The sequence below is a fragment of the Escherichia sp. F1 genome, assembly GCF_046764225.1.
Lineage (GTDB): Bacteria > Pseudomonadota > Gammaproteobacteria > Enterobacterales > Enterobacteriaceae > Escherichia > Escherichia coli.
Genome location: NZ_CP177202.1, coordinates 447,279 through 473,114, shown reverse-complemented (window position 1 = coordinate 473,114; position 25,836 = coordinate 447,279). Strand labels below are relative to the sequence as shown.

The following is a 25,836-nucleotide window of genomic DNA, read 5'->3' as shown; positions in this document are numbered from 1 at the left end:
GCCCGGTCTTGCCGGGCATTTTTATACTTATGAAAAAACAACGTAATTTACGTAGCATGGCGGCACAAGCCGTTGAACAAGTCGTCGAGCAAGGGCAATCATTAAGCAACATTCTGCCACCGCTCCAGCAAAAAGTTTCCGATAAAGACAAAGCACTTCTTCAAGAGTTGTGCTTTGGCGTACTGCGTACGCTTTCACAGTTAGACTGGCTGATTAATAAGTTAATGGCCCGTCCGATGACCGGCAAACAGCGCACTGTGCATTACCTGATTATGGTTGGTTTGTATCAACTGCTTTATACCCGCATTCCACCTCATGCTGCGCTGGCTGAAACGGTTGAAGGTGCTGTCGCAATTAAGCGTCCGCAACTTAAAGGGTTGATTAACGGCGTATTACGCCAGTTCCAACGTCAGCAAGAAGAGTTATTAGCCGAGTTTAATGCCAGTGATGCACGTTATCTGCATCCTTCCTGGTTGCTGAAGCGTCTGCAAAAAGCGTATCCAGAGCAATGGCAATCCATCGTTGAAGCCAATAACCAGCGTCCGCCAATGTGGCTGCGCGTTAATCGTACGCATCATTCCCGCGACAGCTGGCTTGCATTGCTGGATGAAGCAGGAATGAAAGGTTTCCCGCATGCGGATTACCCTGATGCTGTACGGCTGGAAACACCTGCACCTGTTCATGCGCTACCTGGTTTTGAAGACGGATGGGTTACCGTTCAGGATGCATCAGCACAAGGTTGCATGAGCTGGCTTGCGCCACAAAACGGTGAACACATTTTGGATCTTTGTGCCGCCCCCGGCGGTAAAACAACGCATATCCTTGAGGTGGCACCAGAAGCGCAGGTTGTTGCGGTTGATATTGACGAACAGCGCCTCTCTCGCGTGTACGACAATTTAAAACGCCTTGGTATGAAGGCGACCGTGAAACAAGGTGATGGCCGCTACCCTTCCCAATGGTGTGGCGAGCAACAGTTTGATCGCATTTTATTAGATGCGCCTTGTTCAGCAACCGGTGTGATTCGTCGCCATCCGGATATTAAATGGTTACGTCGCGATCGCGATATCCCGGAACTCGCGCAATTGCAGTCTGAAATTCTCGACGCCATTTGGCCGCATTTAAAATCCGGTGGAACCCTGGTCTATGCCACCTGTTCGGTGTTACCGGAAGAGAATAGCCTGCAGATTAAAGCCTTTTTGCAACGTACCGCTGATGCCGAACTTTGCGAAACAGGAACACCAGAACAATCGGGTAAGCAAAATCTGCCTGGTGCCGAAGAGGGCGACGGCTTCTTTTACGCTAAGCTAATCAAAAAGTGATGAGATAACGGGTCGCGACTGATGAAAATTATCATTCTGGGTGCCGGCCAGGTTGGCGGCACACTGGCGGAAAACCTGGTTGGCGAGAACAACGATATTACTGTTGTCGATACCAACGGTGAGCGTCTGCGGACCTTGCAGGATAAATTTGACCTGCGAGTCGTGCAGGGGCATGGCTCTCATCCACGCGTATTGCGGGAGGCAGGTGCCGACGACGCCGATATGCTGGTTGCTGTAACTAGTTCAGATGAAACCAATATGGTTGCCTGCCAGGTAGCCTACTCACTTTTCAACACCCCTAATCGCATCGCTCGTATCCGCTCACCAGACTACGTGCGCGATGCCGATAAACTATTTCATTCAGATGCTGTACCGATTGATCATCTGATCGCACCAGAGCAGTTGGTTATCGATAATATTTACCGACTGATTGAGTATCCCGGCGCATTGCAGGTGGTGAACTTCGCTGAGGGTAAAGTCAGCCTGGCTGTGGTTAAAGCCTATTATGGCGGCCCGCTGATTGGTAATGCACTTTCGACCATGCGCGAACATATGCCACATATCGATACTCGTGTGGCAGCAATTTTCCGCCATGATCGCCCCATCCGTCCGCAAGGTTCGACCATTGTTGAAGCTGGTGATGAAGTGTTCTTTATTGCCGCTTCACAGCATATCCGCGCGGTGATGAGTGAATTACAGCGACTGGAAAAACCGTATAAGCGGCTCATGCTGGTTGGTGGCGGTAATATCGGTGCAGGGCTGGCGCGTCGTCTGGAAAAAGATTACAGCGTTAAACTCATCGAACGTAATCAGCAACGCGCTGCCGAACTGGCGGAAAAGTTGCAGAATACGATCGTCTTTTTTGGTGATGCGTCGGATCAAGAACTGCTGGCCGAAGAACATATCGATCAAGTTGATCTGTTTATTGCCGTCACCAACGATGACGAAGCCAATATCATGTCCGCCATGCTTGCCAAACGTATGGGTGCGAAAAAGGTGATGGTATTGATCCAGCGTCGCGCTTATGTGGATCTGGTTCAGGGGAGCGTGATCGATATTGCGATTTCACCGCAACAAGCAACTATTTCTGCGTTGCTTAGCCATGTGCGAAAAGCAGATATTGTTGGTGTTTCCTCATTGCGCCGCGGCGTAGCAGAAGCTATTGAAGCCGTTGCTCACGGTGATGAAAGCACCTCACGCGTTGTCGGCAGAGTCATTGATGAAATCAAGCTACCGCCAGGAACGATTATTGGAGCGGTGGTACGTGGAAACGATGTGATGATTGCCAATGACAATCTGCGCATTGAGCAAGGCGATCACGTAATTATGTTCCTCACAGATAAAAAGTTTATTACCGACGTCGAAAGACTCTTCCAGCCAAGTCCTTTCTTCTTGTAATTAATAAGGCGTCTAATGACGCCTTATTATTTCCCTTTGATTATCAAGGATTAATTAAATCCATTCCTGGCAGGAAAATAGCTTAACATTTGTTAGACTTATGATTGTCGGCTTCATAGGGAGAATAACATGAGCATTATTAAAGAATTTCGCGAATTTGCGATGCGCGGGAACGTGGTGGATTTGGCGGTGGGTGTCATTATCGGTGCGGCATTCGGGAAGATTGTATCTTCACTGGTTGCCGATATCATTATGCCACCTCTGGGCTTATTAATTGGCGGGATCGATTTCAAACAGTTTGCTGTCACGCTACGCGATGCGCAGGGGGATATCCCTGCTGTTGTGATGCATTACGGTGTCTTCATCCAAAACGTCTTTGATTTTCTGATTGTAGCCTTTGCCATCTTTATGGCGATTAAGCTAATCAACAAACTGAATCGGAAAAAAGAAGAACCAGCAGCCGCGCCTGCACCAACTAAAGAAGAAGTATTACTGACAGAAATTCGTGATTTGCTGAAAGAGCAGAATAACCGCTCTTAACAAGCGCCTGAAAGCAGAAGGCCAGTGGTAAAAAAGTGATTTACTTTCTTGCCACTGGCCTCCCAGTTCCCCCGATTGCCATGTTTTCCTTTTCGCATGTAACTGCCTTTCCCTTTCTTATTTTTCTCTACTCGCTGTCGGAATAAGGGATCATGTAGTAATGCTTCTATCGCATTATCCTTTATCTGCCCTTTAGTATGCTGATATCGGCTCATAAAAACTCCAGTTGGTTATTTAACGGCGCGAGTGTAATCCTGCCAGTGCAAAAAATCAACAGCCACTCTTAACGCCACTCGCTCCTTGTTCAAGAGCTTCAAGAATCGAGCAATAAACACTGCTATGGGCGGTCCCACAACAGGCATCGTTAAGGCGTTGCAAGGAACGCTGCATACTCTGCAACTCGGCTATCCGTGCTTCGACTTCCTGCAATCTTTCCTGCACAATTCCTTTTGACTCCTGACAGGTATGGTGTTCAGGATCGATACGGATCGACAGCAACTCGCGGATCGACTCCAGACTGAAACCTAATTGTCTGGCATGGCGGATAAATTTCAATCGCTGGAGATCGCTTTCGGTATACAGGCGAAACCCACCTTCCGTACGCACTTCATGCTCCATCATCTGCTGCTTTTCGTAATAACGAATCGTGTCGGGTGTTACATCCGCCATTTTTGCCAGCTCACCAATGCGATACATACATACTCCACTAGTTATCGTTGATTTTGTTCAACAACTTGTCAGCATAATCGCCGCGTAAAAAATCGGTACTCAATCCAGCTTGTCGCAGCTTCAATTCCAGTAATGACAATCGACGACTAACCTCTTTATATTGCGGATCATCATGACGGATACCTTTGAGGATATCCAGAAGCTGTATTGCTTCCCTCCGCTGCTCAAGTTCTGGCGGTAAGCAACCGGCATTCTTCAGCAAGCGATACCCCGCACGTAATTCCGGTGGCACGTGTGAATCATCATCCAGAATCAATGGCTCGCCACTTCCCGGAAGATTATCAAACTCACCTTTGGATTGTGCCTCAGTAATATGACGCTCTGCCCACTGGTCAAGTAACCACATAAATACTCCAGGGGATGAACAAAAAGAGTACAGCTATTGTAGATAAGTGGGGATACTACGGGTATAAAAAAACCCGCCGGGGCGGGTTTTTTTACGTTGCTTCAGATTACTCTGCAGCAGCTTCTGCTTTCTCTGAACGATCAACCAGCTCGATGTAAGCCATCGGCGCGTTGTCGCCTGCACGGAAGCCACACTTCAGAATACGAGTGTAACCACCGGCACGGCTCGCGAAACGCGGGCCCAGTTCGTTAAACAGTTTTGCCACGATCTCGTTATCACGAGTACGGGCGAATGCCAGACGACGATTAGCAACGCTATCAGTCTTGGCAAGAGTAATCAGCGGCTCAACTACGCGGCGCAGCTCTTTCGCTTTAGGCAGAGTCGTCTTGATGATTTCATGACGAACCAGTGAACCTGCCATATTGCGGAACATAGCCTGGCGATGGCTGCTGTTGCGGTTCAGTTGACGACCACTCTTACGATGGCGCATGACCTTATCCTTCTCAGTAAAACCTTAACCTGTGATCCGGTTACTCGTCAGCGATGCTTGCCGGTGGCCAGTTTTCCAGGCGCATGCCCAGAGACAGTCCACGGGAAGCCAGCACGTCTTTAATCTCAGTAAGAGATTTTTTACCAAGGTTAGGCGTTTTAAGGAGCTCAACCTCGGTACGCTGTACCAGATCACCGATATAGTGGATAGCTTCTGCTTTAAGGCAGTTAGCAGAGCGGACAGTCAATTCCAGATCGTCAACAGGGCGCAGCAGGATCGGATCGAACTCTGGTTTCTCTTCTTTCACTTCAGGCTGACGTACATCACGTAAGTCAACGAAAGCTTCCAGTTGTTCAGCCAGAATGGTTGCCGCACGACGAATCGCCTCTTCAGGATCGATTGTGCCGTTGGTTTCCATTTCGATGACCAGCTTGTCCAGGTCGGTACGCTGTTCTACACGCGCTGCTTCAACATTGTAGGCAATACGCTCCACAGGGCTGTAGCATGCGTCGACCAGCAGACGGCCGATTGGGCGCTCATCTTCTTCCGAATGAATTCGGGTAGAAGCCGGCACATAACCACGACCGCGCTGAACTTTGATACGCATGCTAATAGACGCGTTCTCATCGGTCAGGTGGCAGATCACGTGCTGCGGCTTGACGATTTCGACATCACCGTCGTGGGTGATATCGGCTGCAGTCACAGGGCCAATGCCAGATTTATTCAAGGTAAGAATAACTTCATCTTTGCCCTGAACTCTCACCGCCAGCCCTTTCAGGTTGAGCAGGATTTCCAGGATATCTTCCTGAACGCCTTCTTTGGTGCTGTACTCATGTAGTACACCATCAATCTCAACCTCGGTCACCGCGCAACCCGGCATCGATGAGAGCAGAATACGGCGCAGTGCGTTACCCAGAGTATGGCCAAAGCCACGCTCTAAAGGCTCAAGGGTCACCTTGGCGTGCGTCGAACTCACTTGCTCGATATCAACCAGGCGCGGTTTTAGAAACTCTGTCACAGAACCCTGCATTGTGTCCTCTCTTTGGTACTAAGCTTTACTTGGAGTAAAGCTCGACGATCAGGTGTTCGTTAATGTCCGCAGACAGATCAGAACGCTCCGGCTTACGCTTAAACGTACCTTCCATCTTGCCAGCATCAACTTCCAGCCAGGTTGGCTTTTCACGCTGCTCAGCCAGCTCCAGAGCGGCTTTCACGCGAGACTGCTTCTTCGCTTTCTCACGAATGCTTACAACGTCATTCGGACTAACCTGATAAGAAGCGATGTTAACAACACGACCGTTTACCATAATTGCTTTATGGCTAACCAGCTGACGTGCTTCTGCACGAGTGGCACCGAAGCCCATACGGTATACAACGTTGTCCAGACGACCTTCCAGCAGAGCCAACAGGTTTTCACCGGTGTTGCCTTTCAGACGTGCTGCTTCTTTGTAGTAGTTACGGAACTGACGCTCCAGCACACCATAGATACGGCGAACTTTTTGCTTTTCACGCAACTGCACACCATAGTCAGACAGACGCGGTTTACGCGCACCGTGCTGGCCAGGAGCTTGTTCAATTTTACACTTGGTATCGATCGCGCGAACGCCAGACTTAAGGAATAAGTCGGTGCCCTCACGACGGCTCAGCTTGAGCTTAGGACCCAAATATCTTGCCATTTTCTTTCTCCAACAAACCTGGAAAACGAAGCGTTATACGCGACGTTTTTTCGGCGGACGACAACCGTTATGAGGGATCGGAGTCACATCAGTAATGTTAGTGATGCGGAAACCTGCGGCGTTCAGAGCACGAATAGTAGATTCGCGGCCTGGACCCGGACCTTTAACCATAACTTCCAGATTCTTGATGCCGTATTCTTTCACGGCGTCAGCGCAACGCTCTGCTGCAACCTGAGCTGCAAACGGAGTGGATTTGCGAGAACCACGGAAACCGGAACCACCGGCTGTTGCCCAACCCAACGCGTTACCCTGACGATCAGTGATAGTCACGATGGTGTTGTTGAAAGAAGCATGGATATGAGCCACGCCGTCAGAGACTTGTTTTCTTACACGTTTACGTGCACGAATTGGTGCCTTTGCCATTATTCAATCACCCCGATTATTTCTTGATCGGTTTGCGCGGACCCTTACGGGTACGTGCGTTGGTCTTGGTACGCTGACCGCGAACCGGGAGACCACGACGATGACGCAAACCGCGATAGCAACCAAGATCCATCAGGCGCTTGATGCTCATGCTGATTTCACGGCGCAGATCACCTTCAACGACAAATTTGGCAACTTCGTCACGCAGCGTGTCGATTTGTCCTTCAGACAGCTCACTGATCTTAACATCTTCAGCGATACCCGCTGCAGCCAGGATGGCTTTAGAACGGGTCTTGCCGACGCCATAAATCGAAGTTAATGCGATTACGGCATGCTTATGATCAGGAATGTTAATGCCTGCTATACGGGCCACTATGCACTCCTACTATTTAATATGTACGTTCCATGCTGAAAAGCCCGTTTTCAGGATACTCAAATGGAAACGCACAGACATACAAAAGATTGGCTGGCTAATCTAGCCAGCTCAACCCAACTTTGCAAGAAAAATATGCGAAAAAATCAGCCTTGGCGCTGTTTATGCTTCGGCTCGGCACTGCAAATCACACGGATGACACCATCACGCTTAACGATTTTGCAGTTACGGCATAATTTCTTGACGGAAGCACGAACTTTCATTTTTACTCTCCGTAACTTCTCGGGCGACCAATTATCGGCCGTAGCCTTTCAGGTTCGCCTTCTTCAATGCAGACTCATACTGACTGGACATCATCAGAGTTTGCACTTGAGCCATAAAGTCCATAATCACGACAACAACGATAAGCAGTGAGGTCCCACCGAAGTAGAACGGTACTTTCATTGCATCACGCATGAACTCCGGGATCAGGCAGATAAAGGTAATGTACAGCGCACCAACCAAGGTCAGGCGGGTCATTACTTTATCGATATACTTCGCCGTTTGCTCTCCCGGACGAATTCCTGGTACAAATGCACCGGACTTCTTCAGGTTATCTGCTGTTTCACGCGGGTTGAAAACCAACGCCGTGTAGAAGAAACAGAAGAAGATGATTGCAGACGCATAGAGTAACACATAAAGCGGTTGCCCAGGCTGCAAATACAGCGAAATTGTTGTCAGCCAGTTCCAACCAGTACCGCCCCCGAACCATGACGCGATGGTCGCCGGGAACAGAATAATACTGGAAGCGAAGATTGCCGGGATTACCCCCGCCATATTCACTTTCAGCGGTAAATGTGTGCTCTGTGCAGCATAGACACGACGACCTTGCTGACGTTTCGCGTAGTTTACCACAATGCGGCGTTGACCACGCTCAACAAATACAACAAAGAACGTCACTGCAAATACTAATACTGCAACCAACAGCAACACGAGGAAGTGCAGGTCGCCTTGACGCGCTTGCTCGATAGTATGGGCAATGGCTGGCGGGAGTCCCGCGACAATACCGGCGAAGATAATGATTGAAATACCGTTGCCGATACCTCGTTCAGTAATCTGTTCGCCCAACCACATCAGGAACATGGTTCCTGTGACCAGACTTACAACAGCGGTGAAGTAGAATGCAAAGCCCGGGTTAATGACCAGGCCTTGCATACCAGGCATATTCGGCAGACCGGTAGCAATACCGATCGACTGGAATATTGCCAGCACCAGAGTACCGTAGCGGGTGTACTGGCTGATCTTACGACGACCAGACTCCCCTTCTTTCTTAATTTCTGCCAACGTTGGGTGAACCACCGTCAGCAGCTGGATAATGATCGATGCCGAAATATACGGCATGATCCCCAGAGCAAAGATAGAAGCACGGCTGAGAGCACCACCAGAGAACATGTTAAACATTTCAATGATGGTGCCTCGCTGTTGCTCAAGCAGTTTGGCAAGTACAGCGGCATCAATACCAGGGATCGGAATAAAAGAGCCAATACGGAACACAATCAGCGCACCGATAACAAACAGCAGTCTGCGTTTCAGCTCGCCTAAGCCACCTTTGGCACTTTGAAAATCTAATCCCGGTTGTTTAGCCATCTGCTACTTATTCCTCGATTTTACCGCCAGCAGCTTCGATAGCAGCACGAGCGCCTTTAGTAACACGCAGGCCACGAACAGTTACCGGAGTAGTTACTTCGCCAGCCAGGATCACTTTCGCGAACTCGATCTGGATACCGATAATGTTAGCCGCTTTCAGCGTGTTCAGGTCTACAACACCGCCTTCTACTTTAGCCAGGTCAGACAGACGAACTTCGGCTGTAATCGCTGCTTTACGAGAAGTGAAGCCGAATTTCGGCAGACGACGGTACAGAGGCATCTGACCACCCTCGAAACCGCGACGTACGCCACCGCCAGAACGAGACTTCTGACCTTTGTGACCACGACCACCGGTTTTACCGAGGCCAGAACCGATACCACGACCCAGGCGTTTACCCGCCTTTTTGGAGCCTTCGGCCGGAGACAGAGTATTTAAACGCATCTCTTACTCCTCAACTTTAACCATGAAGGAAACCGCGTTGATCATACCGCGAATAGCAGGAGTATCCTCGCGCTCTACGGTGTGACCAATACGACGCAGACCCAGGCCAAGCAGCGTTGCCTTGTGTTTCGGCAGACGACCGATTGCACTGCGGGTTTGAGTAATTTTAATAGTCTTTGCCATGGTTTATTTCCCCAGAATTTCTTCAACGGATTTACCACGCTTGGCAGCGACCATTTCTGGAGAATTCATATTTTCCAGGCCATCAATAGTTGCACGAACCACGTTGATCGGGTTGGTGGAACCATATGCTTTAGCCAGAACGTTATGAACCCCAGCGACTTCCAGAACGGCGCGCATTGCACCACCGGCGATGATACCGGTACCTTCGGAAGCCGGCTGCATGAATACGCGAGAACCCGTGTGAACACCTTTAACAGGGTGTTGCAGAGTGCCGTTATTCAGCGCGACGTTAATCATATTGCGACGGGCTTTTTCCATCGCTTTCTGGATCGCTGCTGGAACTTCACGCGCTTTACCGTAACCAAAACCAACGCGACCGTTACCATCGCCAACTACAGTCAGAGCTGTGAAGGAGAAAATACGACCACCTTTAACGGTTTTAGATACGCGGTTTACCGCGATCAGCTTTTCCTGCAGTTCGCCAGCTTGTTTTTCGATGTGAGCCATCTTACACCTCTACCTTAGAACTGAAGGCCAGCTTCACGGGCAGCATCTGCCAGTGCCTGGACACGACCATGATATTGGAACCCGGAACGGTCAAAGGATACATCTTTGATGCCTTTTTCCAGAGCGCGTTCAGCGACAGCTTTACCCACAGCTGCAGCCGCGTCTTTGTTACCGGTGTACTTCAGTTGTTCAGCGATAGCTTTTTCTACAGTAGAAGCAGCTACCAGAACTTCAGAACCGTTCGGTGCAATTACCTGTGCGTAAATGTGACGCGGGGTACGATGTACCACCAGGCGAGTTGCGCCCAGCTCCTGGAGCTTGCGGCGTGCGCGGGTCGCACGACGGATACGAGCAGATTTCTTATCCATAGTGTTACCTTACTTCTTCTTAGCCTCTTTGGTACGCACGACTTCGTCGGCGTAACGAACACCCTTGCCTTTGTAAGGCTCAGGACGACGGTAGGCGCGCAGATCCGCTGCAACCTGGCCGATCACCTGCTTATCAGCGCCTTTCAGCACGATTTCAGTCTGAGTCGGACATTCAGCAGTGATACCCGCAGGCAGCTGATGGTCAACAGGATGAGAGAAACCCAGAGACAGGTTAATCACATTGCCTTTAACCGCTGCACGGTAACCTACACCAACCAGCTGCAGCTTCTTAGTGAAGCCTTCGGTAACACCGATAACCATTGAGTTCAGCAGGGCACGCGCGGTACCAGCCTGTGCCCAACCGTCTGCGTAACCATCACGCGGACCGAAGGTCAGGGTATTATCTGCATGTTTAACTTCAACAGCATCGTTGAGAGTACGAGTCAGCTCGCCGTTTTTACCTTTGATCGTAATAACCTGACCGTTGATTTTTACGTCAACGCCGGCAGGAACAACGACCGGTGCTTTAGCAACACGAGACATTTTTTCCTCCGATTAGGCTACGTAGCAGATAATTTCGCCACCAAGACCAGCCTGGCGCGCTGCACGATCAGTCATAACACCTTTAGAGGTAGAAACAACTGCGATACCCAGACCCGCCATAACTTTCGGCAGCTCATCTTTACGTTTATAGATGCGCAGACCTGGGCGGCTGACACGCTGAATGCTTTCTACAACAGCTTTGCCCTGGAAATACTTCAGAGTAAGTTCCAGTTCAGGCTTGGTGTCGCCTTCAACTTTAAAATCTTCAATAAAACCTTCTTCCTTCAGCACGTTGGCGATTGCCACTTTCAGCTTGGAGGAAGGCATGGTGACCGCAGCTTTGTTCGCGGCCTGACCGTTACGGATACGGGTCAGCATATCCGCGATCGGATCTTGCATGCTCATCTGTCTTTACTCCCGTGATTCAATTGGTGACAATTACCAGCTAGCCTTTTTCAGACCCGGGATTTCACCGCGCATAGCGGCTTCACGGACCTTAATACGGCTCAACCCGAACTTCCGCAGGAAACCATGCGGACGACCTGTTTGACGGCAGCGGTTACGCTGACGAGACGGGCTGGAATCACGCGGCAGAGTCTGCAGCTTGAGAACAGCGTTCCAACGATCTTCGTCGGAAGCGTTCACATCAGAGATGATCGCTTTCAGTTCAGCGCGTTTCGCGAAGTATTTATCAGCTAAAGCTACGCGTTTTACTTCGCGTGCTTTCATTGATTGCTTAGCCATTTAGTAACCCTACCTTACTTGCGGAACGGGAAGTCAAAGGCAGCCAGCAGAGCGCGGCCTTCTTCGTCAGATTTCGCAGTAGTGGTAATGGTAATATCCAAACCACGAACGCGGTCGACTTTATCGTAGTCGATTTCTGGGAAGATGATCTGCTCACGGACACCCATGCTGTAGTTACCACGACCGTCGAAAGACTTAGCGGACAGGCCACGGAAGTCACGGATACGAGGTACAGCAATAGTGATCAGGCGCTCAAAGAACTCCCACATGCGTTCGCCACGCAGAGTTACTTTACAGCCGATCGGATAGCCCTGACGGATTTTGAAGCCTGCAACAGATTTGCGTGCTTTGGTGATCAGCGGTTTTTGACCGGAGATTGCTGCCAGGTCTGCTGCTGCGTTATCCAGCAGTTTTTTGTCAGCGATCGCTTCACCAACACCCATGTTCAGGGTGATCTTCTCGACCCGAGGGACTTGCATGACAGAATTGTAGTTAAACTCAGTCATGAGTTTTTTAACTACTTCGTCTTTGTAGTAATCATGCAGTTTCGCCATCGTACTACTCCAAATTACTTGATAGTTTCGCTGTTAGACTTGAAGAAACGGACTTTTTTACCGTCTTCGAATCTAAAGCCTACACGGTCAGCCTTGCCGGTTGCCGCATTGAAGATTGCTACGTTGGAAACCTGAATAGCGGCTTCTTTTTCAACGATGCCACCCGGTTGGTTCAGGGCCGGAACCGGCTTCTGATGTTTCTTAACCAGGTTGATACCTTCAACAATGACCTTGCCGGAAGACAGGACATTCTTAACTTTACCGCGTTTACCTTTATCTTTACCGGTTAACACGATAACTTCGTCATCACGACGGATTTTCGCTGCCATGATTCGCTCCTTAGAGTACTTCTGGTGCCAGAGAGATAATTTTCATGAACTTCTCACTACGAAGCTCACGAGTTACCGGCCCAAAAATACGCGTACCGATAGGCTGCTCGCTGTTGTTGTTCAGAAGAACACAAGCATTACCATCGAAGCGAATGACAGAACCGTCCGGGCGACGAACACCCTTCTTGGTGCGCACCACTACCGCCTTCAGCACATCACCTTTTTTGACCTTACCACGCGGAATTGCTTCTTTGATGGTGATCTTGATGATGTCGCCTACGCCTGCGTAGCGACGGTGCGAGCCACCCAGAACCTTGATACACATTACGCGACGTGCACCGGAGTTGTCGGCGACGTTCAGCATAGTCTGTTCTTGGATCATTTTAGTGCTCCGCTAATGTCAACTACTACTGAGACCCGAAAATCAGGTCGTTAAAAATCCCCATATCGAGGGCGCGGCATTATAACACCGCTTCAAGGATATGGGTAGAAAAAATAAACGGCTCATTTCTGAGCCGTTTATTCGTATCGAGAGAGTGTACTGTATTACAGAACCGCTTTCTCTACAACGCGAACCAGCGTCCAGGATTTAGTCTTGGACAGCGGACGGCATTCGCGGATTTCAACCACGTCACCGATACCGCATTCGTTGTTCTCGTCATGTACGTGCAGTTTGGTCGTACGCTTGATGAATTTACCGTAGATCGGGTGTTTCACAAAACGTTCGATAGCAACAACAATGGATTTCTCCATTTTGTCGCTAACAACGCGACCTTGCAGAGTACGGATTTTATCGGTCATTACGCACCCGCCTTCTCGTTCAGTAAAGTCTTAACGCGTGCGACATCGCGACGCACTTGCTTCAACAGGTGAGACTGTTGCAGCTGGCCACTTGCAGCCTGCATACGCAGGTTGAACTGCTCACGCAGCAGGTTCAGCAGCTCGGTGTTCAGCTCTTCAACGCTCTTCTCACGCAGCTCTTTTGCTTTCATTACATCACCGTCTTAGTTACAAAGGTGGTTTTAATCGGCAGTTTCGCTGCTGCCAGCTTGAATGCTTCACGGGCCAGCTCTTCCGGAACACCGTCCATTTCATACAGGACTTTACCCGGCTGAATCAAGGCAACCCAATACTCCACGTTACCTTTACCTTTACCCATACGCACTGCCAGCGGCTTTTCAGTGATCGGTTTGTCCGGGAACACACGGATCCAGATCTTACCTTGACGCTTAACTGCACGGGTCATAGCACGACGTGCTGCTTCGATCTGACGTGCAGTCAGACGACCACGGCCAACAGCTTTCAGACCGAAGCTGCCGAAGCTAACATCCGTACCCTGCGCCAGACCGCGGTTACGGCCTTTGTGCATTTTACGGAATTTTGTACGCTTTGGTTGTAACATCAGCGACGCTCCTTATTTACGGCCTTTACGCTGCTGCTTTTTAGGCTGAGCAGCCGGTTTTTCCGGTTGTTCAACAGCAGCCATACCACCCAGGATCTCGCCTTTGAAGATCCACACTTTAACGCCGATTACACCGTAAGTGGTGTGCGCTTCAGAGGTGTTGTAGTCGATGTCAGCACGCAGAGTGTGCAGCGGTACGCGACCTTCGCGGTACCATTCGGTACGTGCGATTTCCGCGCCGCCCAGACGGCCGCTAACTTCAACTTTGATACCTTTAGCGCCCAGACGCATTGCGTTCTGTACAGCACGCTTCATAGCACGACGGAACATAACGCGACGTTCCAGCTGAGAAGTGATGCTGTCAGCAACCAGTTTTGCGTCCAGTTCAGGCTTACGAACTTCGGCGATGTTGATCTGTGCAGGAACGCCAGCGATGTCCGCTACGACCTTACGCAGTTTTTCTACGTCTTCACCTTTTTTACCGATAACGATACCCGGGCGAGCAGTGTGAATGGTTACACGGATGCTCTTAGCCGGACGCTCGATAACGATACGAGATACGGACGCTTTAGCCAGTTCCTTAGTCAGGTACTGACGTACTTTAAAATCGCTGTCCAGGTTGTCAGCGAATTCTTTGGTGTTCGCAAACCAGGTAGAGTTCCATGGTTTTACAATACCCAGGCGAATACCATTAGGATGTACTTTCTGACCCATTGCTAGTCTCCAGAGTCTCAGCGATCGGACACAACCACAGTGATGTGGCTGGTGCGCTTCAGGATGCGATCTGCACGACCTTTTGCACGCGGCATAATGCGCTTCATGCTCGGGCCTTCGTCTACGAAAATTTTCGTAACTTTCAGATCGTCAATGTCAGCGCCATCGTTGTGTTCAGCGTTAGCAATGGCAGATTCCAGAACTTTCTTGACCAGTACAGCCGCTTTCTTGTTGGTGTAGGTCAAAATATCCAGAGCCTGCGACACTTTCTTACCGCGAATCAGGTCAGCAACAAGGCGAACCTTCTGAGCAGAAGAACGAGCATGGCGATGTTTAGCGATAGTTTCCATCTCTTCCTCCTACCTTATTTCTTCTTCGCTTTTTTATCAGCAGCGTGGCCGCGATAAGTACGAGTCGGTGCGAATTCACCCAGTTTGTGACCGACCATTTCGTCGGTTACAAATACCGGAACGTGCTGACGACCATTATGGACAGCGATGGTCAAACCGATCATGTTAGGAAAGATCGTTGAACGACGGGACCAAGTGCGCAGGGGCTTCTTGTCTCCGCTTTCCACCGCTTTCTCTACCTTCTTCAGCAAGTGCAGGTCAATAAAAGGACCTTTCTTGAGAGAACGTGGCATGGCTTATCCTCTAAAATTATTTGCTACGGCGACGTACGATGAATTTATCAGTACGCTTGTTGCTGCGGGTCTTCTTACCTTTGGTCTGAACGCCCCACGGAGTTACCGGGTGCTTACCAAAGTTACGACCTTCACCACCACCATGTGGGTGGTCTACCGGGTTCATCGCGGTACCGCGAACGGTCGGACGAACACCACGCCAGCGTGCAGCACCTGCTTTACCCAGAACGCGCAGCATATGCTCAGCATTGCCAACTTCGCCCAGAGTTGCACGGCAGTCTGCTTCTACTTTACGCATTTCACCAGAACGCAGACGCAGGGTGACATAAGCACCATCACGAGCAACGATCTGAACGTAAGTACCAGCGGAACGTGCCAGCTGACCGCCTTTACCTGGTTTCATTTCTACGTTATGAACAGTAGAACCAACCGGGATGTTGCGCATCGGCAGGGTGTTACCTGGTTTGATTGCAGCATCAACGCCAGACTGAATCTGGTCGCCAGCTTTCAGGCCTTTAGGGGCCAGGATGTAACGGCGTTCACCGTCTTTGTACAGAACCAGCGCGATGTTCGCGGAACGGTTCGGATCGTACTCAAGACGTTCAACAACTGCCGGGATACCGTCTTTGTTGCGTTTGAAGTCAACAATACGGTAAGCCTGCTTGTGGCCACCACCGATATGACGAGTGGTGATACGGCCATTGTTGTTACGACCACCGGATTTGCTGTTTTTTTCCAGCAACGGAGCAAAAGGTTTGCCCTTGTGCAGCTCAGGGTTAACCACTTTAACAACGTGGCGACGACCCGGAGATGTCGGTTTACATTTAACAACTGCCATTGTATTACTCCTCCGACTTACTCAGCGCCGCCAACGAAGTCCAGATTCTGGCCTTCTTTCAGGGTGACGTAAGCTTTTTTCCAGTCGCTACGACGACCGATACGCTGTCCGTGACGTTTAACTTTCCCTTTAACTACCAGGGTGTTAACGACTTCGACTTCGACTTCAAACAGTTTCTGCACAGCAGCTTTGATTTCTGCTTTGGTCGCGTCTTTAGCAACTTTGAGTACGATGGTGTTGGATTTTTCCATCGCAGTAGACGCTTTTTCAGAAACGTGCGGTGCACGCAGCACCTTCAGCAGACGTTCTTCACGAATCATGCCAGCATCTCCTCAACTTGCTTAACAGCATCAGCAGTCATTACGACTTTGTCGAAGGCGATCAGGCTAACCGGGTCGATACCAGTTGCATCGCGTACGTCAACCTTGTGCAGGTTGCGCGCAGCCAGGAACAGGTTTTCGTCCAGCTCACCGGTGATGATCAGCACATCTTCCAGAGCCATGTCTTTCAGTTTCTGTGCCAGCAGCTTAGTTTTCGGCGCTTCTACAGAGAACTTCTCGACAACGATCAGACGATCCTGACGTACCAGTTCGGACAGGATGCTTTTCAGCGCGCCGCGGTACATCTTCTTGTTAACTTTTTGACTGTGGTCCTGCGGACGAGCAGCAAAGGTCACGCCACCAGAACGCCAGATCGGGCTCTTGATAGAACCAGAACGCGCACGGCCGGTGCCTTTCTGGCGCCACGGTTTTTTACCGGAACCAGTTACTTCAGCACGAGTCTTCTGAGCACGAGTACCCTGACGAGCACCAGCTGCATAAGCAACAACAACCTGGTGAACCAGCGCTTCGTTGAAATCACGACCGAAGGTAGTTTCGGAAACAGTCAGCGCGCTCTGCGCGTCTTTCAATACTAATTCCATTGCTATCTCCTTACGCCTTCACAGCTGGTTTAACGATCAGGTCGCTACCGGTTGCACCCGGGACAGCACCTTTAACCAGCAGCAGGTTGCGCTCAGCGTCAACGCGTACTACGTCAAGGCTCTGAACGGTTACACGTTCGTTACCCATCTGACCTGCCATTTTCTTGCCTTTGAACACTTTGCCCGGAGTCTGGTTCTGACCGATAGAACCCGGAACGCGGTGAGACAAGGAGTTACCGTGAGTAGCGTCCTGGGTACGGAAGTTCCAGCGCTTAACGGTACCTGCGAAACCTTTACCTTTAGAGGTGCCAGTTACGTCAACTTTTTTAACGTCAGCAAACAGTTCAACGCTAATGCTCTGACCTACAGTGAACTCTTCGCCTTCAGCCAGGCGGAATTCCCACAGACCACGGCCAGCTTCTACGCCAGCTTTAGCGAAGTGGCCAGCTTCAGGCTTGGTCACACGGTTAGCTTTTTTAGCACCGGTGGTTACCTGAATAGCACGGTAGCCATCGTTAGCCAGGTCTTTAACCTGAGTAACGCGGTTTGCTTCAACTTCGATTACGGTTACTGGGATAGAAACGCCGTCTTCTGTGAAGATACGGGTCATACCCACTTTTTTACCGACTAAACCAATCATTGTTTCAACCTCTCAATCGCTCAATGACCTGATTAACCCAGGCTGATCTGCACGTCTACACCGGCAGCCAGATCCAGACGCATCAGAGCATCAACGGTTTTCTCGGTTGGCTCAACGATGTCAACCAGACGCAAGTGAGTACGGATTTCGTACTGATCGCGCGCGTCTTTGTTGACGTGCGGGGAGATCAGAACAGTGAAGCGCTCTTTGCGTGTCGGCAGCGGGATCGGACCACGGACCTGCGCACCAGTGCGCTTGGCAGTCTCGACGATTTCCGCGGTTGCTTGATCGATCAGACGATGATCAAACGCTTTCAGGCGGATACGGATTCTTTGGTTCTGCATGAGACCAGAGCTCCAATTATTTTATAAACGAAAATGATTACTCCTCAGACCCATTACGATTGATGGGAGAGTGTAACCGTTCTTACGTAGCTCCCCGATTGGGAGCATTGTTAGGTAGCCAAATTCGGCTAACTGAGGTTCAGATTGAACCTGCTGTCAACTACGACAAGCCCGCGCATTATACATACTTAACCACCGAACGCAAGCGTATTGCTAGTAAAGTAAACAGCTTTCGGGTTATCTCTCAAGTTCGTTCAGCGCATTTTTGACACGCTCTCTTAAACCGGCTTTCTCGTCGCTTTCTTCTACAGTATTTTCTTCGTCTTCAGAAGAAGTGGTGGCATTCTCAACCGCGACGCCTGGGTCATCTTCCTCCTCGACGGATTCGACGACGGGGAGTGGCTGTTTTTTGAAGAAATAGTGTTGTGTTGATTGTTTAAAAGTGGGCGTTTCAGCATCTACTGTGACTTCTGCTTTTACTATCCAAAGCGCCCATAGCTGCCTGGCATACCCACCAACCAACACCATTCCTGCAAACCACAGGCACATCAGCAATAAACAAATGATATATATTATGGTGCTGTGTTTTTGTCGGGAGAAGATACCAGGGTGACCTGTTTCTTTCTGCTCACGCGCGGCGATATAGAATTCAAACATGTCATTTCCCCTTCACTGTTGTTTCCGGGGAAATATTTGCTTCATCCCGATATAAGTAGGCACTCTCCCCTGCCACCTGCCAGAGATGTACTAACGTTGAAAAGCCAACAACACCGTCAGTTTTCAAGTGGTGGCTTTTTTGAAATTGCTTTATTTTTTCTACCAAGAAGGGACGCCACTCCGCCGAAGGTTCTGTCGAAATATGCAATGCACGGTTTAACATCGTTTCCAGCCAGAGAATCTCTTCCTCGCTGCTATCACGCGTAATGGTACTCTCCCCTTCCGGCGACATTTTCCACAACAGAAGATAATCACCCGTCCATACCGACTCAAACCATTGATGTGTCAGAGTCCAGGTTTGCTGATCTACGAGGACATCAACGGTAGCCTCACCGACGCGAACGACCACAACAGGCAATTTTTTGTCCCCGACTTTAAGCGATGCGATCCAAGGCAAATTCTGATCTACCAATGTTTGTAAAGAAGCATTCCCACTTTTACATGCCAGCCCCGCTCTTACTGCCTGATCGCACCAGGCCGAATCGGCTGGGACCTCGTACCCCCATACGCCGTATAACACGCTTAGCGCCTCACTATCGCGCATCACCACATGAGCAATATCCTTAGTCATATCTTGTTTAACTACTGGCGTTACGGGTATCAGCCACGCAGGAACGGGTAACGGAGCTGTAAAAGAGGACAGCAGTAACCAACCACAGGTAAGTGCGATAATGGTTCCACTCATCACCACGGCAAGCTGCATTTTCCGGGGGCGGTTATCACCCAATATGCGGTAAATCATTCGCCATTGTTTTGCTGTGAAAACGCTGGTCTGCTCGGCTTGCTGTAATAAGCGAATTGTTTCGCCGGCAAGCGCCAGCTTTCTGCGATCCCCCCGACATAATAAAGCTATCCGTTTCAGAACTCTGGCGGTTAAAAGGAGATCGGGCTGGTCAATATTCTGACCTTCAAGGATGCTTGCCTTAAGCTCGTGCTCCGTCAGACGTCCTGTCGAGACAAGTTCAATGCCCTGTTTTTTAAAATCACGTTCGACTTTTCGATCGGGTCTGCCGATCAGCAAAAATTGACCGTCAGGAATAAGAGATATCGCGCGTTGGAGATCATCAAGTATGCGGCGGTGATTCAGGTGAGCATTTTCAATAATAATAAGAGGGCAGCGACTATCAGTTCGATGAAGCGCATGCAGTAATTGACCCGCCATCTCATCTCGCGTCCAGGCGCTGTCACGGCAGCCCTGTTCAGCCGCATTATCGTCGGTAACGATCCATGCGGCCTTACCTTGCCAGGAAACAACGAGGCTTAAAGTAATCACACGGCGATGTTTATCTTTTTGTAGTTGCTGCGCCAGCCAGGTTTTTCCACTTCCAGCCTCACCCAACAAATAGCACAGACGCCAGGTCTGACGTTTCTCACGCAACCAGGAAAGAATAACTTCTCTTCTCGTAGACATAGAACTTCCTGTTTTAATTATTGATTATCCTTAATCATAAAAATAATGTATGTATTTATTAATTAAATACATATTACTAATATAAATAAATTTTGCTTGATTCATGCAAGCGGCATTAATACTATTTATACTAACGTCAATATACAACCCACCCAATCTATTTTATTAGAACATACATCGTGCCCACACTACGCTTCCCCTTCCACCTGGCGAATCATAATAAAGATGCTGCCATCAATATATTGATTATATTTATAAGTATAGGGCTGATTATTTTTAATGTGAATTATTTCCATACAACTATAGTTAAAAATGGACAGATCATTAATCAACCAACAAATGCATTTCAGTCTGAGTTCAGCCTTGCCGCTTTATGGCGCAACGATAATCATGCTGGGGTAAAAGATGCAAATCCCGTGGCAGTTAATCAGGAAACACCGAAGCTCTCTATAGCGCTTAATGGTATTGTACTCACATCGAATGATGAGACTTCTTTTGTCTTAATTAATGAGGGGAGCGAACAAAAGCGATACTCCCTCAACGAAGCCCTTGAGTCAGCGCCGGGAACGTTTATTAGAAAAATAAATAAAACCAGCGTTGTGTTTGAAACTCACGGGCATTACGAAAAAGTAACTCTCCATCCAGGGCTACCTGACATCATCAAGCAGCCTGATTCGGAAAGTCAAAATGTACTCGCTGATTATATTATCGCCACGCCTATACGTGATGGAGAACAGATATACGGGCTTCGATTGAACCCTCGTAAGGGCCTCAATGCATTTACCACCAGCTTGCTACAACCAGGGGATATCGCCCTCAGGATCAATAATCTTTCGCTGACCCACCCTGATGAGGTTTCACAGGCATTAAGTTTACTGCTAACTCAACAAAGTGCTCAGTTTACAATTCGTCGCAACGGCGTACCCCGCTTGATAAATGTTTCCGTCGCGGAACTTACAGGAATGAATGGACAGCGTCATGAAAGGACTCAATAAAATCACCTGCTGCTTGCTGGCAGCACTACTCATGCCTTGTGCAGGGCACGCTGAGAACGAACAATACGGCGCGAACTTCAATAACGCCGATATCCGCCAGTTCGTGGAAATAGTGGGTCAGCATCTTGGCAAAACGATCCTGATCGACCCTTCGGTACAGGGAACCATTTCCGTACGCAGTAATGATACGTTTAGCCAACAGGAGTACTACCAGTTCTTTTTAAGTATTCTTGATCTTTACGGTTATTCCGTGATCACGCTGGATAATGGTTTTCTGAAAGTGGTGCGCTCAGCTAATGTAAAAACATCACCAGGGATGATTGCTGACAGTTCTCGTCCTGGCGCTGGTGATGAGTTGGTCACTCGTATCGTACCGCTTGAGAACGTTCCTGCTCGTGATCTTGCCCCTCTGCTTCGCCAAATGATGGATGGCGGCAGCGTCGGCAATGTCGTGCATTATGAACCCTCCAACGTTCTTATTCTGACCGGTCGTGCCTCCACCATTAATAAACTGATTGAAGTCATAAAGCGCGTTGATGTCATCGGCACAGAGAAGCAGCAAATTATTCATCTGGAATATGCGTCAGCGGAAGATCTCGCAGAGATTCTTAATCAATTAATCAGCGAAAGCCATGGTAAAAGCCAGATGCCTGCCCTCCTTTCCGCGAAGATTGTGGCGGATAAGCGAACCAACTCTCTTATCATCAGCGGGCCGGAAAAAGCACGCCAGCGCATCACTTCATTACTGAAGAGCCTTGATGTAGAAGAGAGCGAGGAAGGAAATACCCGGGTCTATTACCTGAAATATGCTAAAGCCACGAATCTGGTGGAAGTGCTAACCGGTGTTTCCGAAAAGCTGAAAGATGAAAAAGGGAATTCGCGTAAGCCTTCTTCTACTTCTGCGATGGATAATGTGGCCATTACCGCCGATGAACAGACCAACTCGTTGGTCATTACCGCTGACCAGCCCGTCCAGGAGAAACTCGCCACGGTAATTGCACGTCTGGATATTCGCCGTGCACAGGTGCTGGTTGAGGCAATCATCGTTGAAGTTCAGGATGGAAATGGACTCAACCTCGGCGTGCAATGGGCGAATAAAAACGTTGGCGCACAGCAATTTACCAATACGGGATTACCGATTTTTAACGCTGCACAAGGTGTGGCTGATTATAAAAAGAATGGTGGGATCACCAGCGCGAATCCTGCCTGGGATATGTTTAGCGCCTACAATGGCATGGCCGCAGGCTTCTTCAATGGCGACTGGGGCGTATTGTTGACTGCGCTGGCCAGTAACAATAAAAATGACATCCTCGCCACCCCGAGCATCGTAACGCTGGATAATAAACTCGCGTCCTTCAACGTTGGCCAGGATGTGCCGGTGCTATCCGGGTCACAGACCACTTCAGGGGATAACGTCTTTAATACCGTCGAACGCAAAACGGTGGGCACAAAACTCAAAGTCACTCCGCAGGTTAATGAAGGCGACGCGGTACTGCTCGAAATAGAGCAGGAGGTTTCCAGCGTTGACTCTTCGTCTAATTCGACGCTCGGCCCGACATTTAACACCCGTACTATTCAAAACGCCGTGCTGGTAAAAACCGGTGAAACGGTGGTCCTGGGCGGATTGCTGGACGATTTCTCTAAAGAGCAAGTGTCAAAGGTTCCTCTGCTTGGCGATATTCCTTTAGTGGGGCAACTCTTCCGCTATACCTCGACCGAGCGCGCTAAACGCAACCTGATGGTATTTATCCGTCCGACGATTATCCGTGACGATGATGTTTATCGCTCGTTGTCAAAAGAGAAATACACCCGCTACCGCCAGGAGCAACAACAGCGGATCGACGGGAAATCAAAAGCGCTGGTTGGCTCGGAAGATTTGCCGGTGCTGGATGAGAACACGTTCAACAGCCATACCCCTGCGCCCTCGGCACGGTAAGGCATTCTTATGAGAATTCACTCACCGTACCCCGCCAGTTGGGCGCTGGCACAACGAATTGGTTATCTCTATTCAGAGGGCGAGATTATTTATCTCGCCGATACGCCATTCGAACGGTTACTCGATATTCAACGTCAGGTTGGCCAGTGCCAGACCATGACCAGCTTGTCACAGGCTGATTTTGAAGCCCGGCTGGAAGCGGTGTTCCATCAGAATACCGGTGAGTCGCAACAGATTGCGCAGGATATCGATCAATCCGTCGATCTTCTCTCGCTTTCGGAAGAGATGCCCGCAAATGAAGATCTCCTGAATGAAGATTCAGCGGCACCCGTTATCCGCTTGATCAATGCGATTTTGAGTGAGGCCATCAAAGAAACCGCCTCCGATATCCACATTGAAACCTATGAAAAAACAATGTCGATCCGTTTTCGCATCGACGGCGTTTTGCGGACAATTTTACAGCCAAACAAAAAACTGGCGGCACTGCTTATCTCCCGAATTAAGGTCATGGCTCGTCTTGATATCGCCGAAAAACGTATTCCACAGGATGGAAGAATTAGTTTGCGTATCGGGCGACGTAACATAGATGTCCGCGTATCCACACTGCCGTCCATCTATGGTGAACGTGCCGTGCTCCGCCTGCTGGATAAAAACAGCCTCCAGCTTTCATTGAACAACCTGGGGATGACGGCAGCGGATAAGCAGGATTTAGAAAATCTCATTCAGCTTCCGCACGGTATTATCCTGGTGACAGGGCCGACAGGCTCCGGTAAAAGCACCACGCTCTACGCCATTCTTTCGGCGCTTAATACCCCTGGCCGTAATATTCTGACGGTAGAAGATCCCGTGGAATATGAACTGGAAGGCATAGGACAAACGCAGGTGAATACCCGCGTGGATATGTCTTTCGCTCGCGGCCTGCGCGCCATACTTCGCCAGGACCCGGATGTCGTCATGGTGGGGGAGATTCGTGATACAGAAACCGCGCAAATTGCGGTTCAGGCCTCGCTCACCGGCCATCTGGTACTCTCAACACTCCACACTAACAGTGCATCAGGCGCAGTCACCCGGCTACGCGACATGGGCGTCGAATCATTCCTGCTTTCGTCTTCACTGGCAGGGATTATCGCGCAACGTCTGGTTCGTCGCCTGTGTCCGCAATGCCGACAATTCACGCCCGTATCACCCCAACAAGCGCAGATGTTTAAATATCATCAGCTCGCGGTGACAGCAATTGGCACTCCCGTAGGCTGCCCTCATTGCCATCAATCCGGCTATCAGGGGCGCATGGCGATCCACGAAATGATGGTGGTGACGCCGGAATTGCGGGCCGCTATTCATGAAAATGTGGATGAACAAACACTGGAGCGACTAGTCCGGCAACAACACAACGCCTTAATCAAAAATGGCCTGCAAAAAGTGATAAGCGGTGACACCTCCTGGGATGAGGTTATGCGCGTCGCCAGTGCCACGCTGGAGAGCGAAGCATGAATTATCGCTATCGCGCCATGACCCAGGATGGTCAAAAATTGCAAGGGATCATTGATGCTAACGATGAACGTCAGGCACGACTGCGGCTGCGTGAAGAAGGGCTTTTCCTGCTGGATATTCGCCCCCAAAAAAGTTCGGGAGTAAAAACACGTCGCCCGAGGATCAGCCATAGTGAACTGACGCTTTTCACCCGGCAGTTGGCAACCTTAAGCGCAGCGGCATTACCTCTGGAAGAGAGCCTTGCCGTAATCGGTCAACAAAGCAGTAATAAACGACTGGCTGATGTGTTAAATCAGGTACGCAGCGCCATCCTTGAAGGGCATCCCCTTTCCGATGCGTTACAACATTTTCCCACGCTTTTCGATTCGCTCTACCGTACCCTGGTTAAAGCGGGCGAAAAGAGCGGCCTGCTGGCCCCGGTGTTGGAAAAACTGGCTGATTACAATGAAAATCGGCAGAAAATCCGCAGCAAACTCATTCAGTCGCTGATCTACCCCTGCATGCTGACTGCGGTGGCGATTGTGGTCGTGATTATTCTCCTCACTGCTGTCGTGCCCAAAATTACCGAACAGTTCGTGCATATGAAGCAGCAACTGCCGCTGAGTACACGCATTCTTTTAGGTCTGAGCGACACGTTGCAACATACCGGCCCAACATTACTAGCGACAGTGTTTATTGTCGCTGTAGGTTTCTGGCTCTGGTTAAAACGCGGCAATAACCGCCACCGTTTTCATGCCATGTTGCTGCGCGTTGCACTCATCGGCCCGCTGATTTGCGCCATTAACAGCGCACGCTATCTCCGCACTTTAAGTATTTTGCAATCCAGCGGCGTCCCTCTGCTGGATGGGATGAATTTGTCCACCGAAAGTCTCAGCAACCTCGAAATCCGCCAGCGTCTGGCAAATGCGGCAGAAAACGTTCGGCAGGGTAACAGCATTCATCTTTCGCTGGAACAAACCGCAATCTTCCCGCCGATGATGCTCTACATGGTGGCCTCTGGCGAAAAAAGCGGGCAGCTCGGCACGTTAATGGTCAGAGCAGCAGATAACCAGGAGACACTCCAACAAAATCGGATCGCCTTAACGCTCTCCATCTTCGAGCCCGCACTCATTATTACGATGGCACTGATCGTCCTGTTTATTGTCGTCTCGGTACTCCAACCTCTTCTTCAACTTAACTCAATGATTAATTAA

Annotated in this window: 40 protein-coding genes; 7 read left to right on the top strand and 33 right to left on the bottom strand. The window is 49.7% G+C overall.

Going from position 1 to position 25,836, the window contains the following annotated elements; translation table 11 throughout:
- The first annotated feature begins 29 nt into the window (after positions 1-29).
- From rsmB to mscL, 3 genes are all read left to right on the top strand, one after another.
- Positions 30-1,319, top strand: a complete 1,290-nt coding sequence (rsmB, locus tag ACK8NJ_RS02195) for a 16S rRNA (cytosine(967)-C(5))-methyltransferase RsmB (protein ID WP_411962077.1) — start codon at positions 30-32, stop codon at positions 1,317-1,319.
- Between the two features lie 21 nt (positions 1,320-1,340).
- A complete protein-coding gene (trkA, locus tag ACK8NJ_RS02190) occupies positions 1,341-2,717 on the top strand; it encodes a Trk system potassium transporter TrkA (RefSeq protein ID WP_411962076.1) in 1,377 nt (458 codons plus the stop codon).
- Positions 2,718-2,846: 129 nt separating this feature from the next.
- Positions 2,847-3,257, top strand: coding sequence for a large-conductance mechanosensitive channel protein MscL (gene mscL / locus ACK8NJ_RS02185; RefSeq protein ID WP_000022442.1), 411 nt, complete (start codon positions 2,847-2,849; stop codon positions 3,255-3,257).
- On the opposite strand, the gene arfA is transcribed toward mscL, so the two are convergent.
- From arfA to gspA, 33 genes are all read right to left on the bottom strand, one after another.
- Positions 3,254-3,472 (bottom strand): alternative ribosome-rescue factor ArfA, encoded by a 219-nt coding sequence (gene arfA / locus ACK8NJ_RS02180; RefSeq protein WP_000092696.1) that lies wholly within the window; start codon positions 3,470-3,472, stop codon positions 3,254-3,256. The two genes, mscL and arfA, sit on opposite strands and share 4 nt — an antisense overlap.
- Positions 3,473-3,527: 55 nt before the next feature.
- Positions 3,528-3,953, bottom strand: coding sequence for a Zn(2+)-responsive transcriptional regulator (gene zntR, locus ACK8NJ_RS02175; RefSeq protein WP_000285597.1), 426 nt, complete (start codon positions 3,951-3,953; stop codon positions 3,528-3,530).
- A 10-nt stretch (positions 3,954-3,963) separates the two neighbouring features.
- Complete coding sequence (locus tag ACK8NJ_RS02170) at positions 3,964-4,332, bottom strand: DUF1992 domain-containing protein (protein ID WP_000266531.1); 369 nt, start codon at positions 4,330-4,332, stop codon at positions 3,964-3,966.
- Between the two features lie 106 nt (positions 4,333-4,438).
- The gene (rplQ, locus tag ACK8NJ_RS02165) at positions 4,439-4,822 is read right to left on the bottom strand and encodes a 50S ribosomal protein L17 (RefSeq protein WP_001216368.1); all 384 of its coding nucleotides are present in this window, start codon (positions 4,820-4,822) and stop codon (positions 4,439-4,441) included.
- 40 nt (positions 4,823-4,862) lie between these two features.
- Positions 4,863-5,852, bottom strand: coding sequence for a DNA-directed RNA polymerase subunit alpha (locus ACK8NJ_RS02160; RefSeq protein WP_001162094.1), 990 nt, complete (start codon positions 5,850-5,852; stop codon positions 4,863-4,865).
- A 25-nt stretch (positions 5,853-5,877) separates the two neighbouring features.
- On the bottom strand, positions 5,878-6,498 hold the full coding sequence (gene rpsD / locus ACK8NJ_RS02155) for a 30S ribosomal protein S4 (RefSeq protein ID WP_000135224.1): 621 nt from the start codon (positions 6,496-6,498) through the stop codon (positions 5,878-5,880).
- Positions 6,499-6,531: 33 nt separating this feature from the next.
- The gene (rpsK, locus tag ACK8NJ_RS02150) at positions 6,532-6,921 is read right to left on the bottom strand and encodes a 30S ribosomal protein S11 (protein ID WP_001029684.1); all 390 of its coding nucleotides are present in this window, start codon (positions 6,919-6,921) and stop codon (positions 6,532-6,534) included.
- A 16-nt stretch (positions 6,922-6,937) separates the two neighbouring features.
- Positions 6,938-7,294 carry a 30S ribosomal protein S13 gene (rpsM, locus tag ACK8NJ_RS02145; protein ID WP_000090775.1) on the bottom strand — a complete coding sequence of 119 codons (357 nt, stop codon included), beginning with the start codon at positions 7,292-7,294 and terminating at the stop codon, positions 6,938-6,940.
- A gap of 146 nt (positions 7,295-7,440) precedes the next feature.
- A complete protein-coding gene (gene rpmJ, locus ACK8NJ_RS02140) occupies positions 7,441-7,557 on the bottom strand; it encodes a 50S ribosomal protein L36 (protein ID WP_000868187.1) in 117 nt (38 codons plus the stop codon).
- A 31-nt stretch (positions 7,558-7,588) separates the two neighbouring features.
- On the bottom strand, positions 7,589-8,920 hold the full coding sequence (secY, locus tag ACK8NJ_RS02135; protein ID WP_001118861.1) for a preprotein translocase subunit SecY: 1,332 nt from the start codon (positions 8,918-8,920) through the stop codon (positions 7,589-7,591).
- Positions 8,921-8,927: 7 nt separating this feature from the next.
- Complete coding sequence (rplO, locus tag ACK8NJ_RS02130; protein WP_001238917.1) at positions 8,928-9,362, bottom strand: 50S ribosomal protein L15; 435 nt, start codon at positions 9,360-9,362, stop codon at positions 8,928-8,930.
- A gap of 3 nt (positions 9,363-9,365) precedes the next feature.
- Complete coding sequence (gene rpmD / locus ACK8NJ_RS02125) at positions 9,366-9,545, bottom strand: 50S ribosomal protein L30 (protein ID WP_001140433.1); 180 nt, start codon at positions 9,543-9,545, stop codon at positions 9,366-9,368.
- A gap of 3 nt (positions 9,546-9,548) precedes the next feature.
- A complete protein-coding gene (rpsE, locus tag ACK8NJ_RS02120; protein ID WP_000940121.1) occupies positions 9,549-10,052 on the bottom strand; it encodes a 30S ribosomal protein S5 in 504 nt (167 codons plus the stop codon).
- 14 nt (positions 10,053-10,066) lie between these two features.
- Positions 10,067-10,420: a 50S ribosomal protein L18 gene (gene rplR / locus ACK8NJ_RS02115; protein ID WP_000358960.1), complete on the bottom strand. Its 354-nt coding sequence runs from the start codon at positions 10,418-10,420 to the stop codon at positions 10,067-10,069.
- Between the two features lie 9 nt (positions 10,421-10,429).
- Complete coding sequence (gene rplF, locus ACK8NJ_RS02110; protein WP_000091945.1) at positions 10,430-10,963, bottom strand: 50S ribosomal protein L6; 534 nt, start codon at positions 10,961-10,963, stop codon at positions 10,430-10,432.
- 12 nt (positions 10,964-10,975) lie between these two features.
- Positions 10,976-11,368, bottom strand: coding sequence for a 30S ribosomal protein S8 (gene rpsH / locus ACK8NJ_RS02105; protein WP_000062611.1), 393 nt, complete (start codon positions 11,366-11,368; stop codon positions 10,976-10,978).
- A 33-nt stretch (positions 11,369-11,401) separates the two neighbouring features.
- Positions 11,402-11,707, bottom strand: coding sequence for a 30S ribosomal protein S14 (gene rpsN / locus ACK8NJ_RS02100; RefSeq protein ID WP_001118930.1), 306 nt, complete (start codon positions 11,705-11,707; stop codon positions 11,402-11,404).
- A 14-nt stretch (positions 11,708-11,721) separates the two neighbouring features.
- The gene (gene rplE, locus ACK8NJ_RS02095; RefSeq protein WP_001096200.1) at positions 11,722-12,261 is read right to left on the bottom strand and encodes a 50S ribosomal protein L5; all 540 of its coding nucleotides are present in this window, start codon (positions 12,259-12,261) and stop codon (positions 11,722-11,724) included.
- 14 nt (positions 12,262-12,275) lie between these two features.
- Entirely contained in the window at positions 12,276-12,590 is a 315-nt protein-coding gene (gene rplX / locus ACK8NJ_RS02090) for a 50S ribosomal protein L24 (protein WP_000729185.1), read from the bottom strand.
- A gap of 10 nt (positions 12,591-12,600) precedes the next feature.
- Positions 12,601-12,972, bottom strand: a complete 372-nt coding sequence (gene rplN / locus ACK8NJ_RS02085) for a 50S ribosomal protein L14 (protein ID WP_000613955.1) — start codon at positions 12,970-12,972, stop codon at positions 12,601-12,603.
- Between the two features lie 164 nt (positions 12,973-13,136).
- Entirely contained in the window at positions 13,137-13,391 is a 255-nt protein-coding gene (gene rpsQ, locus ACK8NJ_RS02080) for a 30S ribosomal protein S17 (protein ID WP_000130100.1), read from the bottom strand.
- Positions 13,391-13,582, bottom strand: a complete 192-nt coding sequence (rpmC, locus tag ACK8NJ_RS02075; RefSeq protein WP_000644741.1) for a 50S ribosomal protein L29 — start codon at positions 13,580-13,582, stop codon at positions 13,391-13,393. Before rpmC ends, rpsQ begins: the two co-directional genes overlap by 1 nt.
- Positions 13,582-13,992, bottom strand: coding sequence for a 50S ribosomal protein L16 (gene rplP / locus ACK8NJ_RS02070; protein WP_000941212.1), 411 nt, complete (start codon positions 13,990-13,992; stop codon positions 13,582-13,584). Before rplP ends, rpmC begins: the two co-directional genes overlap by 1 nt.
- A 12-nt stretch (positions 13,993-14,004) precedes the next feature.
- Positions 14,005-14,706, bottom strand: a complete 702-nt coding sequence (gene rpsC, locus ACK8NJ_RS02065; protein WP_000529945.1) for a 30S ribosomal protein S3 — start codon at positions 14,704-14,706, stop codon at positions 14,005-14,007.
- Between the two features lie 17 nt (positions 14,707-14,723).
- A complete protein-coding gene (rplV, locus tag ACK8NJ_RS02060; protein ID WP_000447529.1) occupies positions 14,724-15,056 on the bottom strand; it encodes a 50S ribosomal protein L22 in 333 nt (110 codons plus the stop codon).
- A gap of 14 nt (positions 15,057-15,070) precedes the next feature.
- The gene (gene rpsS, locus ACK8NJ_RS02055; RefSeq protein ID WP_001138117.1) at positions 15,071-15,349 is read right to left on the bottom strand and encodes a 30S ribosomal protein S19; all 279 of its coding nucleotides are present in this window, start codon (positions 15,347-15,349) and stop codon (positions 15,071-15,073) included.
- A gap of 16 nt (positions 15,350-15,365) precedes the next feature.
- A complete protein-coding gene (rplB, locus tag ACK8NJ_RS02050) occupies positions 15,366-16,187 on the bottom strand; it encodes a 50S ribosomal protein L2 (RefSeq protein WP_000301864.1) in 822 nt (273 codons plus the stop codon).
- Between the two features lie 17 nt (positions 16,188-16,204).
- A complete protein-coding gene (gene rplW / locus ACK8NJ_RS02045) occupies positions 16,205-16,507 on the bottom strand; it encodes a 50S ribosomal protein L23 (RefSeq protein ID WP_000617544.1) in 303 nt (100 codons plus the stop codon).
- Positions 16,504-17,109 (bottom strand): 50S ribosomal protein L4, encoded by a 606-nt coding sequence (rplD, locus tag ACK8NJ_RS02040; protein WP_000424395.1) that lies wholly within the window; start codon positions 17,107-17,109, stop codon positions 16,504-16,506. Before rplD ends, rplW begins: the two co-directional genes overlap by 4 nt.
- A 10-nt stretch (positions 17,110-17,119) precedes the next feature.
- Positions 17,120-17,749, bottom strand: coding sequence for a 50S ribosomal protein L3 (rplC, locus tag ACK8NJ_RS02035; RefSeq protein WP_000579833.1), 630 nt, complete (start codon positions 17,747-17,749; stop codon positions 17,120-17,122).
- A 32-nt stretch (positions 17,750-17,781) separates the two neighbouring features.
- Positions 17,782-18,093 carry a 30S ribosomal protein S10 gene (gene rpsJ / locus ACK8NJ_RS02030; RefSeq protein ID WP_001181004.1) on the bottom strand — a complete coding sequence of 104 codons (312 nt, stop codon included), beginning with the start codon at positions 18,091-18,093 and terminating at the stop codon, positions 17,782-17,784.
- Positions 18,094-18,330: 237 nt separating this feature from the next.
- Entirely contained in the window at positions 18,331-18,750 is a 420-nt protein-coding gene (gspB, locus tag ACK8NJ_RS02025; protein WP_000461437.1) for a putative general secretion pathway protein GspB, read from the bottom strand.
- Between the two features lies 1 nt (position 18,751).
- Positions 18,752-20,221, bottom strand: a complete 1,470-nt coding sequence (gene gspA, locus ACK8NJ_RS02020) for a type II secretion system protein GspA (protein WP_000107584.1) — start codon at positions 20,219-20,221, stop codon at positions 18,752-18,754.
- 179 nt (positions 20,222-20,400) lie between these two features.
- On the opposite strand from gspA, the gene gspC reads away from it, so the two are divergent.
- From gspC to gspF, 4 genes are read left to right on the top strand one after another with little or no spacing between them, the layout of a single operon-like run.
- Positions 20,401-21,216, top strand: coding sequence for a type II secretion system protein GspC (gene gspC / locus ACK8NJ_RS02015; RefSeq protein ID WP_001142700.1), 816 nt, complete (start codon positions 20,401-20,403; stop codon positions 21,214-21,216).
- Positions 21,200-23,152 carry a type II secretion system secretin GspD gene (gspD, locus tag ACK8NJ_RS02010; RefSeq protein ID WP_001560013.1) on the top strand — a complete coding sequence of 651 codons (1,953 nt, stop codon included), beginning with the start codon at positions 21,200-21,202 and terminating at the stop codon, positions 23,150-23,152. Before gspC ends, gspD begins: the two co-directional genes overlap by 17 nt.
- 9 nt (positions 23,153-23,161) lie before the next feature.
- Positions 23,162-24,643 (top strand): type II secretion system ATPase GspE, encoded by a 1,482-nt coding sequence (gene gspE / locus ACK8NJ_RS02005; RefSeq protein ID WP_001219893.1) that lies wholly within the window; start codon positions 23,162-23,164, stop codon positions 24,641-24,643.
- On the top strand, positions 24,640-25,836 hold the full coding sequence (gene gspF / locus ACK8NJ_RS02000; RefSeq protein WP_001109560.1) for a type II secretion system inner membrane protein GspF: 1,197 nt from the start codon (positions 24,640-24,642) through the stop codon (positions 25,834-25,836). The genes gspE and gspF overlap by 4 nt, the downstream gene beginning before the upstream one ends.

Bases quoted from the DNA above. Each gene is read 5' to 3' on its own strand.
- gspD (WP_001560013.1), top strand. From the start codon at position 21,200: ATGAAAGGACTCAATAAAATCACCTGCTGCTTGCTGGCAGCACTACTC.
- gspE (WP_001219893.1), top strand. From the start codon at position 23,162: ATGAGAATTCACTCACCGTACCCCGCCAGTTGGGCGCTGGCACAACGA.
- rplW (WP_000617544.1), bottom strand. From the start codon at position 16,507: ATGATTCGTGAAGAACGTCTGCTGAAGGTGCTGCGTGCACCGCACGTT.
- ACK8NJ_RS02170 (WP_000266531.1), bottom strand. From the start codon at position 4,332: ATGTGGTTACTTGACCAGTGGGCAGAGCGTCATATTACTGAGGCACAA.
- rplC (WP_000579833.1), bottom strand. From the start codon at position 17,749: ATGATTGGTTTAGTCGGTAAAAAAGTGGGTATGACCCGTATCTTCACA.
- rplV (WP_000447529.1), bottom strand. From the start codon at position 15,056: ATGGAAACTATCGCTAAACATCGCCATGCTCGTTCTTCTGCTCAGAAG.
- rpmD (WP_001140433.1), bottom strand. From the start codon at position 9,545: ATGGCAAAGACTATTAAAATTACTCAAACCCGCAGTGCAATCGGTCGT.
- rpsC (WP_000529945.1), bottom strand. From the start codon at position 14,706: ATGGGTCAGAAAGTACATCCTAATGGTATTCGCCTGGGTATTGTAAAA.
- trkA (WP_411962076.1), top strand. From the start codon at position 1,341: ATGAAAATTATCATTCTGGGTGCCGGCCAGGTTGGCGGCACACTGGCG.
- rpsD (WP_000135224.1), bottom strand. From the start codon at position 6,498: ATGGCAAGATATTTGGGTCCTAAGCTCAAGCTGAGCCGTCGTGAGGGC.
- ACK8NJ_RS02160 (WP_001162094.1), bottom strand. From the start codon at position 5,852: ATGCAGGGTTCTGTGACAGAGTTTCTAAAACCGCGCCTGGTTGATATC.
- rsmB (WP_411962077.1), top strand. From the start codon at position 30: ATGAAAAAACAACGTAATTTACGTAGCATGGCGGCACAAGCCGTTGAA.
- rplR (WP_000358960.1), bottom strand. From the start codon at position 10,420: ATGGATAAGAAATCTGCTCGTATCCGTCGTGCGACCCGCGCACGCCGC.
- rpsQ (WP_000130100.1), bottom strand. From the start codon at position 13,391: ATGACCGATAAAATCCGTACTCTGCAAGGTCGCGTTGTTAGCGACAAA.
- rplX (WP_000729185.1), bottom strand. From the start codon at position 12,590: ATGGCAGCGAAAATCCGTCGTGATGACGAAGTTATCGTGTTAACCGGT.
- rpsN (WP_001118930.1), bottom strand. From the start codon at position 11,707: ATGGCTAAGCAATCAATGAAAGCACGCGAAGTAAAACGCGTAGCTTTA.
- rplD (WP_000424395.1), bottom strand. From the start codon at position 17,109: ATGGAATTAGTATTGAAAGACGCGCAGAGCGCGCTGACTGTTTCCGAA.
- rplQ (WP_001216368.1), bottom strand. From the start codon at position 4,822: ATGCGCCATCGTAAGAGTGGTCGTCAACTGAACCGCAACAGCAGCCAT.
- gspF (WP_001109560.1), top strand. From the start codon at position 24,640: ATGAATTATCGCTATCGCGCCATGACCCAGGATGGTCAAAAATTGCAA.
- rpmJ (WP_000868187.1), bottom strand. From the start codon at position 7,557: ATGAAAGTTCGTGCTTCCGTCAAGAAATTATGCCGTAACTGCAAAATC.
- mscL (WP_000022442.1), top strand. From the start codon at position 2,847: ATGAGCATTATTAAAGAATTTCGCGAATTTGCGATGCGCGGGAACGTG.
- secY (WP_001118861.1), bottom strand. From the start codon at position 8,920: ATGGCTAAACAACCGGGATTAGATTTTCAAAGTGCCAAAGGTGGCTTA.
- rplP (WP_000941212.1), bottom strand. From the start codon at position 13,992: ATGTTACAACCAAAGCGTACAAAATTCCGTAAAATGCACAAAGGCCGT.
- rpsE (WP_000940121.1), bottom strand. From the start codon at position 10,052: ATGGCTCACATCGAAAAACAAGCTGGCGAACTGCAGGAAAAGCTGATC.
- rplE (WP_001096200.1), bottom strand. From the start codon at position 12,261: ATGGCGAAACTGCATGATTACTACAAAGACGAAGTAGTTAAAAAACTC.
- rpsS (WP_001138117.1), bottom strand. From the start codon at position 15,349: ATGCCACGTTCTCTCAAGAAAGGTCCTTTTATTGACCTGCACTTGCTG.
- rpsJ (WP_001181004.1), bottom strand. From the start codon at position 18,093: ATGCAGAACCAAAGAATCCGTATCCGCCTGAAAGCGTTTGATCATCGT.
- gspB (WP_000461437.1), bottom strand. From the start codon at position 18,750: ATGTTTGAATTCTATATCGCCGCGCGTGAGCAGAAAGAAACAGGTCAC.
- rplB (WP_000301864.1), bottom strand. From the start codon at position 16,187: ATGGCAGTTGTTAAATGTAAACCGACATCTCCGGGTCGTCGCCACGTT.
- arfA (WP_000092696.1), bottom strand. From the start codon at position 3,472: ATGAGCCGATATCAGCATACTAAAGGGCAGATAAAGGATAATGCGATA.
- rplF (WP_000091945.1), bottom strand. From the start codon at position 10,963: ATGTCTCGTGTTGCTAAAGCACCGGTCGTTGTTCCTGCCGGCGTTGAC.
- rpsH (WP_000062611.1), bottom strand. From the start codon at position 11,368: ATGAGCATGCAAGATCCGATCGCGGATATGCTGACCCGTATCCGTAAC.
- rpsK (WP_001029684.1), bottom strand. From the start codon at position 6,921: ATGGCAAAGGCACCAATTCGTGCACGTAAACGTGTAAGAAAACAAGTC.
- rplN (WP_000613955.1), bottom strand. From the start codon at position 12,972: ATGATCCAAGAACAGACTATGCTGAACGTCGCCGACAACTCCGGTGCA.
- rplO (WP_001238917.1), bottom strand. From the start codon at position 9,362: ATGCGTTTAAATACTCTGTCTCCGGCCGAAGGCTCCAAAAAGGCGGGT.
- zntR (WP_000285597.1), bottom strand. From the start codon at position 3,953: ATGTATCGCATTGGTGAGCTGGCAAAAATGGCGGATGTAACACCCGAC.
- rpmC (WP_000644741.1), bottom strand. From the start codon at position 13,582: ATGAAAGCAAAAGAGCTGCGTGAGAAGAGCGTTGAAGAGCTGAACACC.
- gspA (WP_000107584.1), bottom strand. From the start codon at position 20,221: ATGTCTACGAGAAGAGAAGTTATTCTTTCCTGGTTGCGTGAGAAACGT.